Annotated in this window: 15 protein-coding genes; 8 read left to right on the forward strand and 7 right to left on the reverse strand. The window is 63.1% G+C overall.

Annotated elements, in window-relative coordinates; all coding sequences use genetic code 11:
- Window positions 1-54: 54 nt before the first annotated feature.
- The gene (locus TZ00_RS02670; RefSeq protein ID WP_044439004.1) at window positions 55-1,104 is read right to left on the reverse strand and encodes a LacI family DNA-binding transcriptional regulator; all 1,050 of its coding nucleotides are present in this window, start codon (window positions 1,102-1,104) and stop codon (window positions 55-57) included.
- 109 nt (window positions 1,105-1,213) lie between these two features.
- On the opposite strand from TZ00_RS02670, the gene TZ00_RS02675 reads away from it, so the two are divergent.
- The 5 genes from TZ00_RS02675 to TZ00_RS02695 all read left to right on the forward strand — a co-directional run bounded on the left by TZ00_RS02675 (window position 1,214) and on the right by TZ00_RS02695 (window position 5,588).
- Window positions 1,214-2,314 carry a substrate-binding domain-containing protein gene (locus TZ00_RS02675; protein WP_044439005.1) on the forward strand — a complete coding sequence of 367 codons (1,101 nt, stop codon included), beginning with the start codon at window positions 1,214-1,216 and terminating at the stop codon, window positions 2,312-2,314.
- Between the two features lie 69 nt (window positions 2,315-2,383).
- Window positions 2,384-3,430 carry an ABC transporter permease gene (locus TZ00_RS02680; RefSeq protein ID WP_152631056.1) on the forward strand — a complete coding sequence of 349 codons (1,047 nt, stop codon included), beginning with the start codon at window positions 2,384-2,386 and terminating at the stop codon, window positions 3,428-3,430.
- Complete coding sequence (locus TZ00_RS02685; RefSeq protein ID WP_044439007.1) at window positions 3,427-4,221, forward strand: ATP-binding cassette domain-containing protein; 795 nt, start codon at window positions 3,427-3,429, stop codon at window positions 4,219-4,221. Before TZ00_RS02680 ends, TZ00_RS02685 begins: the two co-directional genes overlap by 4 nt.
- A complete protein-coding gene (locus TZ00_RS02690; protein WP_044439008.1) occupies window positions 4,218-4,532 on the forward strand; it encodes a putative quinol monooxygenase in 315 nt (104 codons plus the stop codon). The genes TZ00_RS02685 and TZ00_RS02690 overlap by 4 nt, the downstream gene beginning before the upstream one ends.
- A gap of 12 nt (window positions 4,533-4,544) precedes the next feature.
- Window positions 4,545-5,588, forward strand: a complete 1,044-nt coding sequence (locus TZ00_RS02695; protein WP_084605863.1) for a carbohydrate kinase family protein — start codon at window positions 4,545-4,547, stop codon at window positions 5,586-5,588.
- Here the strand turns inward: TZ00_RS02695 and TZ00_RS02700 are convergent.
- Together TZ00_RS02700 and TZ00_RS02705 are read right to left on the reverse strand one after the other, a co-directional pair.
- Window positions 5,582-6,400 carry a polysaccharide deacetylase family protein gene (locus TZ00_RS02700; RefSeq protein ID WP_044439010.1) on the reverse strand — a complete coding sequence of 273 codons (819 nt, stop codon included), beginning with the start codon at window positions 6,398-6,400 and terminating at the stop codon, window positions 5,582-5,584. The two genes, TZ00_RS02695 and TZ00_RS02700, sit on opposite strands and share 7 nt — an antisense overlap.
- A gap of 192 nt (window positions 6,401-6,592) precedes the next feature.
- Window positions 6,593-7,267 carry a BON domain-containing protein gene (locus TZ00_RS02705; RefSeq protein WP_044439011.1) on the reverse strand — a complete coding sequence of 225 codons (675 nt, stop codon included), beginning with the start codon at window positions 7,265-7,267 and terminating at the stop codon, window positions 6,593-6,595.
- Window positions 7,268-7,719: 452 nt separating this feature from the next.
- Here TZ00_RS02705 and TZ00_RS20565 point away from each other — a divergent pair, with 452 nt between their 5' ends.
- Both TZ00_RS20565 and TZ00_RS02715 read left to right on the forward strand, forming a co-directional pair.
- Entirely contained in the window at window positions 7,720-8,322 is a 603-nt protein-coding gene (locus TZ00_RS20565) for a universal stress protein (protein WP_420796224.1), read from the forward strand.
- Between the two features lie 21 nt (window positions 8,323-8,343).
- Window positions 8,344-9,261 carry a universal stress protein gene (locus TZ00_RS02715; RefSeq protein ID WP_044439013.1) on the forward strand — a complete coding sequence of 306 codons (918 nt, stop codon included), beginning with the start codon at window positions 8,344-8,346 and terminating at the stop codon, window positions 9,259-9,261.
- On the opposite strand, the gene TZ00_RS02720 is transcribed toward TZ00_RS02715, so the two are convergent.
- Entirely contained in the window at window positions 9,222-9,905 is a 684-nt protein-coding gene (locus TZ00_RS02720; protein ID WP_044439014.1) for a BON domain-containing protein, read from the reverse strand. The genes TZ00_RS02715 and TZ00_RS02720 overlap by 40 nt on opposite strands.
- 113 nt (window positions 9,906-10,018) lie before the next feature.
- Here TZ00_RS02720 and TZ00_RS02725 point away from each other — a divergent pair, with 113 nt between their 5' ends.
- Complete coding sequence (locus tag TZ00_RS02725) at window positions 10,019-11,893, forward strand: heavy metal translocating P-type ATPase (RefSeq protein WP_044439015.1); 1,875 nt, start codon at window positions 10,019-10,021, stop codon at window positions 11,891-11,893.
- A gap of 16 nt (window positions 11,894-11,909) precedes the next feature.
- Here the strand turns inward: TZ00_RS02725 and TZ00_RS02730 are convergent, their stop codons facing one another.
- From TZ00_RS02730 to TZ00_RS02740, 3 genes are read right to left on the reverse strand one after another with little or no spacing between them, the layout of a single operon-like run.
- Window positions 11,910-12,386 (reverse strand): universal stress protein, encoded by a 477-nt coding sequence (locus TZ00_RS02730; protein ID WP_044439016.1) that lies wholly within the window; start codon window positions 12,384-12,386, stop codon window positions 11,910-11,912.
- Window positions 12,383-12,829 carry a pyridoxamine 5'-phosphate oxidase family protein gene (locus TZ00_RS02735; protein ID WP_044439352.1) on the reverse strand — a complete coding sequence of 149 codons (447 nt, stop codon included), beginning with the start codon at window positions 12,827-12,829 and terminating at the stop codon, window positions 12,383-12,385. Before TZ00_RS02735 ends, TZ00_RS02730 begins: the two co-directional genes overlap by 4 nt.
- A 21-nt stretch (window positions 12,830-12,850) precedes the next feature.
- Window positions 12,851-13,270 carry a pyridoxamine 5'-phosphate oxidase family protein gene (locus TZ00_RS02740; RefSeq protein WP_044439017.1) on the reverse strand — a complete coding sequence of 140 codons (420 nt, stop codon included), beginning with the start codon at window positions 13,268-13,270 and terminating at the stop codon, window positions 12,851-12,853.
- Window positions 13,271-13,355: the final 85 nt, after the last annotated feature.

A 13,355-nucleotide genomic window follows, 5' to 3' on the forward strand; every position in this document is an offset into this window, starting at 1 on the left:
TGCCTCCTCAGGCTATTCGGCATAGTCCGCGACCTGGGTCGCCTGTGTGGCGACTCATGACGGACGGATCTCTCCAGAGCCTCGCACGATAAGCCGGGTCGGAACAACGAAGTCCCGCGCCGGCTCGTCGAGCCCGTCGAGACGATCGAAAACGCGGCGGGCCGCGATCTCTCCGATGGATGCCGGATCTTGCGCCACCACCGTGACGGCAGGTTCGAGCAGGGCCGCCATCGGCACATCGTCGAACCCCACAAGAGCGACCCGCGTCGACGCCCCTGCCGATCTCAGCGACGTGATCACCCCGACCGTGATGAGGTTCTGGGCACTGAAAATGGCAGTGGGCGGGTCGTCGAGCGCAAGCAGATCGGCGACTGCAGCGGATGCCTTCGCCTCGTCATCGAGATTGTCGATCATAAGCCGGGCATCCGGAGCAACGCCGGCGCGCCGCAGCGTATCGAGATAGCCGCGCTTACGCTCTCTCGCGGTGAAGATCTTCGCGTCGTCGCCCAGATAGGCGATGCGGCGGTGACCCATCGCAAGAAGATGCTCGACTGCGCCGGAGGCCCCCTCGGCGTTCTCCGTGATCACCGTGTCTGCCTCGATGCCGTGGGGCCTGCGGTCGACGAACACAATGGGGATTCCCTGGTCGAGTTGAGCCCCGAGATAGGCCTGACTCGGCTGGATCGTCGTGAGGATGAGCCCGTCGACCCGTCTGCGAAGAAACGCGTTCACCGACGAGAGCTCGCGCTCGGGATCTTCATCGAGGCTCGATGCGAACACCGCGACATGGCGCTCGAGGGCGATGTCTTCGACCGCACGGTGAACCGCAGCGGAGAACGGGTTGGCGACACTGCCGACGAGCAATCCGAGCGTGTCGGTTCGGCGGTCGGCCCGCCGCAGATTGCCTGCGTGGATGTCGGGTTGGTACTGAAGCTGTTCGGCGGCCCGACGCACCCGAGCGATGGTCTCCTCCGAGACATGCGGTTCGCGGTTGATCACTCGCGAAACGGTCTTGATCCCCACCCCGGCCAGGTCGGCCACGTTCTTCATAGTGGGACGGCGGCGAAGGGCGTCGCTTCGCTTGGGATCTGATAACGATGTCATAACTGCTCTTCTTCTTCGACGATTAACTTGACTCTACTAATCGAAGGCGCCTATACCTATACCTGACATCGTTGTCGGGCAGATCGCCCCCTGAGCCAATGAGGACTCCATGAACACACGCACATCGCCCATCGCCCGGCTTGCCGGCCTTGGCACCATCGCGCTCGTCGCATCCGTGGGTCTCGCCGCCTGCTCGAGCGGCGGCGCATCCACCAGCACCGACTCAGCGGGCAGCGGCGGTGACGTCGGCGTCACTCTCATCGTGAAGACCACGACCAACCCCTTCTTCGTCGCCATGGAAGACGGAGCGAAGGCAGCGGCAGACAAGGCCGGCGTCAAGCTGACCCTGGCGGCCGGCAAGGAGGACGGCGACGAGGACACGCAGATCCAGGCCATCGAGAACGCGATCTCCAAGGGAGACAAGGGCATTCTCATCACGCCCAACGGCCCCTCGGTCGTCGACGCCATCAAGAAGGCTCGTGACGCGGGGCTCTACGTCATCGCGCTCGACACTCCCCCGGACCCGGCCGATGCCGTCGACATCACCTTCGCCACCGACAACTTCAAGGCAGGAGAGTCGATCGGCAAGTGGACCGCGGCTCAGCTCGGCGGCAAGAAAGCCACCATCGCCATGCTCGACCTCTTCAACGACAAGGTCGTCTCGGTCGACTACAACCGCGACCAGGGCTTCTTGACGGGAATGGGCATCGACACCGCCGACGACAAGAAGAACGGCGACGAGGCCAAGACCGGCAAGTACAGCGGCGGCGACTACGAGCTCGTCGGCAACGAGGCGACTGACGGAGCCGAAGACGGCGGCCGCACGGCCATGGAGACCCTGCTGTCGAAGAACTCCGACATCAACGTGGTCTACACGATCAACGAGCCGGCAGCCTACGGCGCATACCAGGCGCTCCAGGCTGCGGGCAAAGAGAAGGGCGTGCTGCTCGTCTCGATCGACGGCGGATGCGCCGGTGTCAAGAATGTGGCCGACGGCGTCATCGGAGCGACGGCACAGCAATACCCGGTGAAGATGGCCCAGCTCGGCGTCGAAGCCATCGCCAAGCTCGCCACCGACGGCACCAAGCCCTCGACCAGCGCCGGACTCGACTTCTTCGACACCGGCTCAGCGCTGGTCACCGAGAAGCCCGTCGACGGACTCGACAGCATCACGGCCGCCGCGGCGACCGAAATCTGCTGGGGCAAATAGTCCGACAGTCGGGGGTGGAGCTCTCCACCCCCGGCCCAACTCTGCTTCTCCTCCCCCAGAAAGGCCCTCGTGACTTCTCCCAATCCGGTGACCAACCCACCGACGTCTTCACTCGCCCTCGCTTCTGAGTTTCTCGACCGCCGCACACCCATCGATCGTGTGCGAGGCGTTCTGCACCGCTACCCGGCCGTCAGCCCGGCCGTGGTACTCGTCATCGCCGTCATCGTCTTCGGCATCCTCAATGACAGGTTTCTCGCCCCCGCCAATCTGTCGCTGATCACGCAGCAGGTCGCCGTCGTGGGAACCCTCGCCGTGGCGCAGACGCTGATCATTCTCACCGCGGGCATCGACCTCTCGGTCGGCGCGGTCATGGTGCTGGCGTCGATGGTGATGGCCCAGACCGCGACGCAGAACGGTGTTCCGGCGTTCCTGGCATTGCTGATCGGCGTATTGGTCGCCGTTGCCGCCGGACTGTTCAACGGCCTGCTCGTCACGAAGCTCAGGCTGCCTCCGTTCATCGTGACCCTGGGAACCCTGAACATCTTCGTGGCTCTCACCCTGCTGTACTCGTCCGGCTCCACCGTTCGCGGCTCCGACATGCCGGCACTGCTGCCGTCGACGGGCCAGACCTTCGACCTCTTCGGTGTGCGGGTCAGCTTCGGCGTAGTCATCATGCTCGCGCTCTACATCGTCGTCGCCTTCATTCTGGGCAAGACGGCCTGGGGACGCCACGTCTACGCGGTGGGCGACGACAAAGAGGCCGCGCGCCTCGCCGGAATCAGCGTCAACCGCGTGCTCGTCAGCGTCTACATCGCTGCCGGCGCCATCCTGGCCATCGGCGCCTGGATTCAGATCGGCCGAAGCAACGCGGCCAGCCCGAACGCCGGCGCAGACCTCAACCTCGACTCGATCACGGCCGTCGTGATCGGCGGAACGAGTCTGTTCGGTGGACGCGGAACAATCTGGGGCACCCTGCTCGGCGCACTCATCGTGGGTGTCTTCCGCAACGGGCTGTCGCTCGCCGGACTCGACGTGCTCTACCAGACGCTCGCCGTGGGCATTCTCATCATCGTCGCGGTCGGCGTCGACCAGTGGATTCGAAAGGTACGCAAGTGACCATCACAGACAACGTCGTTCCGGAGGCCGAGACGCGCACGCCCGTTCTGCAGGCTCGTCGGCTCGTCAAGACCTTCGGCCGCGTCGTGGGCCTCGACGGTGTGAGCCTCGAGCTCTACCCGGGCGAGGTACTCGCCATCATCGGCGACAACGGAGCCGGAAAATCGACGCTCATCAAGTGCCTCACCGGCGCCGAGATTCCCGACGAGGGCGAGATCTTCCTCGACGGCAAGCGGGTCTCTTTCAAACGCCCGCAGGATGCTCGCGTGGCCGGCATCGAGACCGTCTATCAGAACCTCGCCGTCTCCCCCGCCCTCGACGTGGCATCGAATCTCTACCTCGGTCGAGAGAAGCGCAAGAAGGGCATCCTGGGATCGGTCTTCCGCGTTCTCGACACCGCCGGAATGCGTCGCGAGGCGAAAGAAGAGCTGACGAAGCTCGGCATCTCCACACTCCAAGACGTCACCGTGCCCGTCGAGAACCTCTCCGGCGGACAGCGGCAGGCCGTCGCCGTCGCCCGATCGGCAGCGTTCGGGTCGAAGGTCGTGGTCTTGGACGAGCCGACGGCCGCCCTCGGCGTGCGCGAATCGAACCAGGTTCTCGAACTCATCCGCAACCTACGCGACCGGGGCGTGCCAGTCATTCTGATCAGTCACAACATGCCGCACGTGTTCGACGTGGCCGATCGCATCCATATTCAACGACTCGGCAAGCGAGCGGCGACGATCACGCCGCAATCGCACTCGATGACCGACGCCGTTGCGATCATGACGGGTGCGGCCATCGCGTGAGCGCTGTTCCACCCACTCCGACGGTGCTGTATGCCGAGTTCACGGCACTCCCCGGATGCGAGGAGGCCGTCGCCGAGCTTCTCGCCGCGCTGGCAGACGACGTGAGGCGCGAACCCGGATGCGTCGAGTTCGCTCCCTATCGAGTGAGCGCGGAACCATCGCGTTTCTTCGTGTACGAGGTCTATCGCGACGGCGACGCGTTCGCTGCGCACATCGAGGCGCCGTACGGTCGCGCATTCAACGAACGGCTCGTTCCCCTGATCGTCGAAGACGGTTCGCAGCTGACCTGGCTGCAGCCGCTTTCGAGCTGATCACCTCCGACAATGGCTCTGCCTGCCGCATCCGGGCAGGCAGAGCCATTTCCATCTTCTGAAAGGCTTCCCGTGTCGAACCCGCTCACCGCCGTCACCGCAATCGGTGAATCCCTCATCGACGTGATCGTAGGCTCCGCCGAAGCACCCAGCACGGAGCATCCGGGTGGATCGCCGATGAACATCGCACTCGGCCTTGCGCGGTTGAACCGGCCCGTCGCTCTCGTGACACATATAGGCAACGACGCCCGTGGCGCCTCGATCGCGGAGCATCTGCGCGACGCCGGCGTGACACTCGCCTTCGGTTCAATTCGCAATGAACCCAGTTCGACGGCTACTGCGTACCTCGGCGCCGATGGCTCGGCCCAGTACGTGTTCGACCTTCGCTGGTCGCTTCCGTGCGGCCTCAGCGTAGAAGACCCGATTCTCGCCGGATCGGATATCGTGCACGTCGGCTCGATCGGAGCGTTTCTCGAACCGGGCGGAAGCGCTGTCGTGTCTCTGCTGAGGCAGCTCGTCGACTCCGAGCGCCCACCCCTCATCTGTTTCGACCCGAACATGCGGCCGAGCATCGTGACCGACCACGGGGCAGCTCTCGCACGGTTCGAACGGATCGCGGCCCTCGCTGCCGTCGTGAAACTCAGCGACGAGGATGCCGAGTGGCTGTATCCCGAACTCGGTCTCGAGGCCGCAATCGAGCACATCCTGCGTTTCGGCGTCGGGCTCGTGACCGTGACTCTGGGCAGCGCCGGCGCGTTGCTGGCGACGCGCTCGCTGCGCATGACCGTGCCCGGTGTCGCCGTCGAGGTTGCAGACACGATTGGCGCGGGCGATTCCTTTATGAGCGCTTTGATCGACTTCATCGCCGAGCTCCGCGACGAGGGCGTTTCAGCCGAGGCGCTGCGAAACGGACACGCATTCGACGCGGCCCTGCTCACGGATATAGGCAAATACGCGGTGAGGTGTGCCGCGATCACCGTCTCTCGCCCCGGAGCCAATCCCCCGACCCGCCGGGAAATCGGATATCCCCACAGAGGATCACACGTCTCTCAATGAGAGAAAACATCGTCAAGAGTGACGGTGGTCAACCCGCGCGTGGTGATGAGGTCGAGCAGGGCGGGGAACACGTTGGTCACCGGCAAGAAGTTGAGGTGCCCGATGACGATGTGTTCGGGCAAGAACCACTGCGCGGCGAAGTCGGTAACCTGCTGTTCAGTGATGAGCCCGGAATCTGAGAGCGTGCCGTACCACAACACAGGGGTGGTGTACCCGATCGAGGCGGCGAGTTTGTCAGTGCGCGCGTTACGGAATCCGTAGGGCGGCCTGTAGTACGGACGAGGGTCGACGCCGTAGGTCTCGACGATGAAGTCGTGGTTGCGCTGCAGTTCAGCGATCGCGGCAGTATCAGAGAGCGAGGTGAGATCCGCGTGAGACCAGGTGTGGTTGCCGAGTTGAATCTGACCCGACTGCACAAGAGGTTTCAGGAGGGCCGCGTTCTCCGTCCATCCGGAATAGGAACCGTTCAGAAAGAACGTCAATCGGGTGCCCGAGGTCTTGGCGAACTCGGTGTACAACCGGATCACCTCGCTGTTCGAACCGTCATCGACCGTCCACGCCAGCAGATTCTGATTGCCGGGGAGACCGGTCATCACGCCGGCCGGAATCGGAACCTTGTCGAGAACCGGCAATCGATGCATCGGAGCGGAAATAGGGGGCACAGTCTGCACCGGTGCCGCCGCCGTCGAAACGGGTGACGGCGATGTCACCACCGCTGCAGGCGTGCCCCGCGGCGCCGACGCGGTACACGCGTCGAGGCCCACGATGGCGCCGCCTGCAGCGATCAGGGCAAGAAAGGTGCGACGCTGCACGGAAGATCCTCACGGTTCAGGGAGCACGGCGGGGCACGCATGGCGACTCCCGCAACGACAGCCTGTCGCACTCAGGTTGTTACTCATAGCCCGCAAAGAGGGGGATACCGTGGAAGCCTTTGACGATCACCCGTCGTCTGAAGCGGGGCAACCTGGATTCTTCCTTGAAGCGATCGATAGCCCAGTGCGTTGCTAAGAGGCCACAACGATCTGGTTGTCCACGTGCGAGACATGAGGGGATTTCCATGCCGCTCGTTGGGCCTCCGCGCGTTCCTCGAATGATGCGGCCGTGCCGAGAAGCCGAACCCTGGTGCCTTCGACCGCGACGGTTATCCTGTCGGCGTCGATCAGGGCGTGCCTGCGTAACGCGTTTCGAATGCGTTCTTCTGCGTCAGCTGCGGATACGCGGCGAGCGAGTTCAATGCGGTTGTCGATATGACGGACATACTCGATGTCCTGGACAGACTTACGAGCGGCGTCTCTCTGGAATTGCCAATCGACGGTCCCCGTTAGGATCACTGACCCGTCGCGGACGGTCGCGTGAACCTCGCCCGCGGGAAGCTGGGCCGTCCATTCCAGAGCGCTGTTGACCCGTCGGCCGATTTCTTCGTCAGCAGCTTCTGCCTCGATTGTGTGGCGCACCGTCAGATCGTTCACCACTGTATGCACGCCTTTCACTCTCCAGATGGCTTTCTCCGCGGCGAGCAGTTCGGACCAAGACCTGGTCTCGCCGGCCAGTGTGACGACACCGTCACTCACAGCGATTCCGATTCCGGCTGGCTCTATCTCGGGTGTCCACGTCAGTTCATCGATCACGGCTTGTTTGACTGCTCTGTCAACTCGAGTCTGATCGCTAATAGTGCTCATACGCAGATTCTGTGAGCCACACGGCCATGGAGTTGGGACGAAGGTCCATCCACATCTCGTCGGGACTTTGGTCGGTCGGGCAGCATTCCTGCTCCCGCAAACTGGATCGACGACGCAACGACGGGGGAATCGCCCATGAATGTGAAACACCGATGACTGTGGAACGTTTCGTCGTGGCGTGCGGCGTCAACGATTCGACCCATCATGTAGTCGATTGGGTGAGAGCTAGGGCGCACCGATCCACAGCGTCTGCGACCCTCATTCAGGTCATCGATCCTGCGGAAGGGAAGATTTCGGGTCGGCTCGAAAAGTCCGAGAAAGTGCTGAGGAGCGTAGAACGAGGTCTGGCCGATCGTGTGCCACACGTAGCTGTCAGCACGCGCGTGATTGTCGGAGAAGTCTTCGACACGTTGCTGCAACTGACGGACCCGGGGTCGATACTCGTTGTCGGGATGGTCAACTTCGGGCCCCTCCACCGCCCGACCTCGTGGTCACTTGCGTCGCGATTGGCTAGTCAGGCCAGTGGCCCAGTCGCGATTATTCCTGCCGGTGCGGTAATAGATGGACGTGGCGTACTGGCAGGCATAGATGGTGGCCACGACTGTTTACGCGTCGCACATTTCGCTGCCGAGCAGGCACACATCACCGATGAACCGCTGCACCTCCTGCACTCCTGGGTGCCGCCGTCACCCCTGCTGAATGCGTACTCACTCGACAACGAACTCGTTGCAGAATGCATGAGGCCGCATATCAGGATGCTCGCCGATGTGGTGTCCAGGATTCGCACGGAGTTCCCTCACCTCGATGTCACGAGTTCCGTCGTGCGAGGTGATCCGGCTCTGAGCCTTCTTGATCTGCAGCGGGATACCGGCCTCGTCGTCGTGGGCAGAGGTGCGAAATCTACTCTTAGCCGGTTCTTGCTGGGTTCCGTCAGCCGCGACTTGCTGCTCAACCTGACCATTCCGGCCCTTGTTCTCCCGCTGGGAGAGTTCGCAGCTCACGTTCATTCGAATGACCTTGGTCACGCCCCGCACGTCGACGAGGGACGACCCTGAGAACACGTTCGACCGAAAGGAATGTACATCATGACCAGCCGCACAATCGTTGCCTGTGGCCACGGGAAAAGTGCCGACGCGGCGCTCGCCTGGGCCATTCACCGCTCACACTGGATCAAAGATCCGATGATGCTCGTGCACGTCGTCGAAAAGACCACGCTCGTACCCGGCAAGGTGCTGCCCCCAGAACGGTTCGACCGTGCCCAGGACCTACTCGACGCCGCCGCTGAAAATGTGCGCGAAGCCGTCTCCGGAATTGATGTTCGCACGCAGGTGATCACCGGGGACGTCGTGCCATCATTGGTCTCCCATACTGATCCAGACACGCTTCTCGTTATAGGCGAGACCGGGCTGGCAGCACGCGCGCATTCCAGCTGGTCGATCGGGGTACGCGTTTCCGCACGCGCGGCCGGGCCGGTAGCCGTGATTCCGTCTGGCGTGACTCCTGATCGACGTGGTGTCGTCGTCGGAGTCGACGATACGGACGAATGCATCAGACTCGCCCAAACAGCAGCAGCCGAGGCGCTCGCCACCGGGCAAGCTTTGCACGTGATCCATGCGTGGAGAGCACCCAGCATGTGGCTCGACTCGTTTCCGCTTGACGATGAATTCATCGAAGACATCGCCCAAGCTCATCGTCAACTGGTCGACGATATTCTCGCCGCCTTGCGGCGCGAACACCCGTCGCTCGACATCACGGGACAGGCAGTTCACGGCAACGCCGCCCAGTCCCTTCTCCAATGCGATCCTCTTCCGGCACTCGTGGTCGTTGGAACCCGATCGAAGTCACCCTTCGAACGTCTGCTCCTCGGCTCAGTCAGCAGAGATGTCCTCCTCAACCTTGACGCACCTGCCATCATTGTGCCTCCGGTTCCGGCGATACATGCATCCCCTGACAATCAGGACAGGGCCTCGGGTTCGACGCGTATATCGTTGTGAATGTTTCTGACCGCGGGGTGTTTCCAGACAGTCTGAGCAGCATCATGTTTCTGTGCAGCGGTCCCGACGGTTCCGGTGAGGCGCACATCTCCCCCGCTGACGCGAACGGCGATACGGGAGGCATCGAATGAGCTCTGGCGGTGAAGAGCCTCACCCAGCTGCTCCGCAAGGTCGGCAGGATACGGCCGGGGCACCAGGGTGATTCGGTTCTCCACCGCGCGAACGTGAGCGAGTGTTCCGACAAGCTTCTCAGCCGCATCCCGCTGGTAGTTGTATTCGACCGATCCGCTCAGAATGACGCAGCCATCGGCAACCTCCGCTGCGACGCTTTCGTAGGGCTGATCATTGAGCCAGGCGAGGACCGAGTTGATGCGTTTGGCGATGTCGATATCGCTGAATCGAGCACCGGGTTCTCCCTCGACAAGGATCTCGTCCACAACGCTGACAACACCGGTCACCTTCTGTGCGGCCTTCACAGCCACGTACCGTTCGCTCAACGTGTCGACTTCGCCCCCGAGGACAACGACACCGCCTGCAACGGCGACACCCACCCGAGCTTCATCCAGGTTCGGTGTGTACCGCAGTTCGGCGATGACCGACTCCTGAATCGTGCGATCCGTTATCGGCGACTGGGCGAGCGTCATGGGTTCCTCCGCGAAGAATGATCTGATCTGTCCACCGAAGGCTAGATCCCGAGCCCGCTCGACCGAGGGACCAAAGACACTCGCGTTCACCGATCTTCGCGTGACGGTGGAGGATGACCAGAACGCCTGAGACGCAATCCGGACGATCTGTAAGGAACGGCCTTCGCTACCCGCTCGTTGCCGCGACCATCGTCGTCGGCGCCGTTGCGGGCATCCTGCTGTTTGCTGGTGTGCCGTTGGCCGCACGCTCGATTGCCGCGATCTATGCTCTGTCAATCGCTGGGCTCGAGTTCGTTCGCATGATCGGCAGGTTGAAGAAAGGCATCGTCGGCGTCGACGTGCTCGCCGTCATAGCCATCGTCTCAACGGTGCTGGTGGGCGAGTTGCTCGCAGCCCTGATCATCGTGCTGATGCTTACGGGCGGCGAGGCGTTGGAGGACTATGCGCAATCGCGTGCCGAACGCGAGATGAGGGCACTCATAGATCGCTCTCCTCGGACCGCCCATCGCGTATCCCCGGATGGAGAGCGCGTTACTGTCGACATTGGGGTGAGTGAAGTCGCAGTCGGCGACGTACTGCTCGTGCGACCGTCTGAAGTCGTTCCAGTCGACGGTCTCCTATCGCCAGAAATCGACGTTGCCGAATTCGACGAGTCCTCGCTGACTGGCGAGAGCCTCCCGGTGCTCCGTCATGGCGGCGAGCAGCTGTTGAGCGGATCGATCAACGGCCCAACAGCGATCCGGATGACTGCGAGTCGCGACGCCGCTCACAGCCAGTATCAGAGCATCGTGCTCCTCGTATCGGAAGCCTCTGCCCACCCGGCCCCCGTGGTTCGCCTCGCCGACAGGTTCGCCCTCCCTTTCACCGGTGTTGCCCTTCTGATCGGGGCCGTGGCGTGGATTCTCTCCGGCGATCCCGTGCGGTTCGCCGAGGTTCTGGTGCTTGCGACGCCATGCCCGCTCATCATAGCCGCGCCCATCGCGTTCATGGCTGGCATGAGCCGCGGCGCCAAGACCGGCATCATCGTCAAGGGCGGGGCCGTGCTCGAGCTTCTTTCGAGAGTGCGAACCGTAGTCTTCGACAAGACGGGCACACTCACCTACGGCCTGCCTACCATCAGCGACGTGCGTGCCGAACCGCCTTTCACGGCACACCAAATACTGCAACTGGCTGCATCGGCCGAACAGTACTCAAGCCACGTGCTCGCCAACTCCATAGTCGAATACGTCACCGCGGCGGGGCTTCAGCTTCACGATGCGGTGGAGGCGGAGGAAACGGCGGCGGGCGGCGTCAGCGCCCGTGTCGGTACCGACGAGGTACATGTCGGCACCCTCGGGTTCATCAGGGACAGAGCTCCTCGCGCGAAGGCCACGACACTCGCAGCCGGAGAACTAGCGATCTACGTCGCTGTGAACAATCAATTCGCGGGCGCGATCATCGCCCGTGACCGGCTTCGCGGCAACGCTCGCGAAGCCATCGCCGAGCTTCAGCGTCGCGGCGCTGAACACATGGTCATGCTGACCGGCGATGCGTACGCCACCGCGGCATCCATCGCCGACCTGGCGGGAATATCGGATGTGCGGGCGGGCTGTCTCCCGTCGGGCAAGGTCGATGCCGTGGCCACGATGCCGGATCGCCCCGTCATGATGGTGGGTGACGGCGTCAATGACGCACCCGTGCTCGCCGCAGCTGATGTCGGCATCGCGATGGGTGCACGCGGAGCCACGGCCGCCAGTGAATCGGCCGACGTGGTCATCCTGGTCGACGACCTGGCGAAAGCCGTCGACGCGGTGGCCATAGGCCAGGACAGCGTGAGGATCGCGTTGCAGAGCATCTGGATCGGCATCGTTCTGAGCGTCGTTTTGATGCTCGTCGCCGCATTCGGCGTGATCCCGGCGGCCGTCGGTGCGGGCATCCAGGAGGCCGTCGACCTCATCTGCATTCTCAACGCTCTGCGTGCTCTGAGTTCGCCCCCGCGAAATCGATGACCACGCCGACCTCTCGTTACGGACGAGTCCTGGTCGATGGCGGAACGACGAGGACGGGGCACAACGCGTGGCGCACGCACTGTTCGCTCACAGACCCGAGCATGAGCGCCGCGAAGCCCCCGCGCCCGCGCGATCCGACGACGAGCATCCGCGCTGAGGACGACAGGTTCACGAGTACCTCCGCAGGCTGTCCGAGCATCCCGACGAATCGCGTCGGAACATCGGGATACTCGTCGCAGAGCGGTTTGGTCTCGTTCGTCACCAAGTCGCGGGTTCGTTCGCTGACCTCGGAGAACGAGGTCACGTAGCCGTCATGAAAAAGTGAGCCGGCCGGCGCCGAGTCGATAGACCAGGTGCGAACGACGGTGATCGGCGATGTGAGCGCTCGGGCGAGGTCGAAAGCTTTCCTCAGTGCCCGGTCGGCACCGGAGGAGCCATCATGGCCCACGACGATGGGTTCCGCGTCGGCAGGAGGGTGCGCGTGGGAGATCACGACCGGCCTCCGTCCGACAATCGACGACTGGTTCGAAACCTGACCCCCGAGATCGTGCGTGGGCTGATGACGAAGTAGTTCCACTTCGTCGCTGCCGTGAAGGTGTGCAGCTTGTCGACCCCGGATGCGTGGATCTCCGCGTCGTCGGACAGTCGCCGAATGTCGCCGCGGATAACCACGCTCCACCGGAGGCCGTCGTAGGTTCCGTCGAATTCTACGGCCACGCCCGGATGCGCTGTCGCGCGCACGATCTTCGTTCCCGGTGCGCTGCGGAAGTAGACAAGGCCGTTATGCACAAGGAAGTTGATGGGAAAGATGTCGGCACCGAGTTCGTCCACGACAGCCAACCGGGCCACCGATACCCTTTCGAGCAGCCGCCAGCATTCCTCGGGCTCGAGGTCGTCGACGACATCGTGATGGCGAGTCGGAGTTGGAGTATTCATCATGAGTTCCTTAGTGAGTGGTCAGAAGCGGTCGGGTTCCACGCCGCGAGAGAACAAGCGCCCGCTGAGAGATGTCGGCGTGATGCGCACCCACCGGTATTTCAGGGTCGGCAGGATCGGTCGCAATGGAAGGGCCTCCGCTTCATCGATCTCCGACTGCTTCTGCAGTTCCGTCGCAATGCCCCTGACGACGATGCTGTACGCGCGGTCGTCGTCGACATGGTCTACCTCGAAGATGACATCGGGATGGACGGTGAGTTCGAGGAGCTTCGTCCCCGGCGCTGTGCGGACGTAGAGCACCCCGTGGTCGGCAACGAAGTTGACGGGAAACACGTCGATGTCGCCGGCCGCAGAGAGCACCAGGCGACCCAGATCGTTTTCGGCGAGCAGAGTCCAGCAATCGTCGTCCGTCAGCGCTGCAAGCGGGTCGCTCTCACCCATGGTGTATCCCCTCACTGAATGGGATCAGCCAATCGTGTCGGCCACTCGCCCGAAGGGTCTTTGGTCACTCGAGTGCGCAGCCGGC

The sequence above is a fragment of the Agreia bicolorata genome (genome assembly GCF_000938265.1).
Classification (GTDB): Bacteria; Actinomycetota; Actinomycetes; order Actinomycetales; family Microbacteriaceae; genus Agreia; species Agreia bicolorata.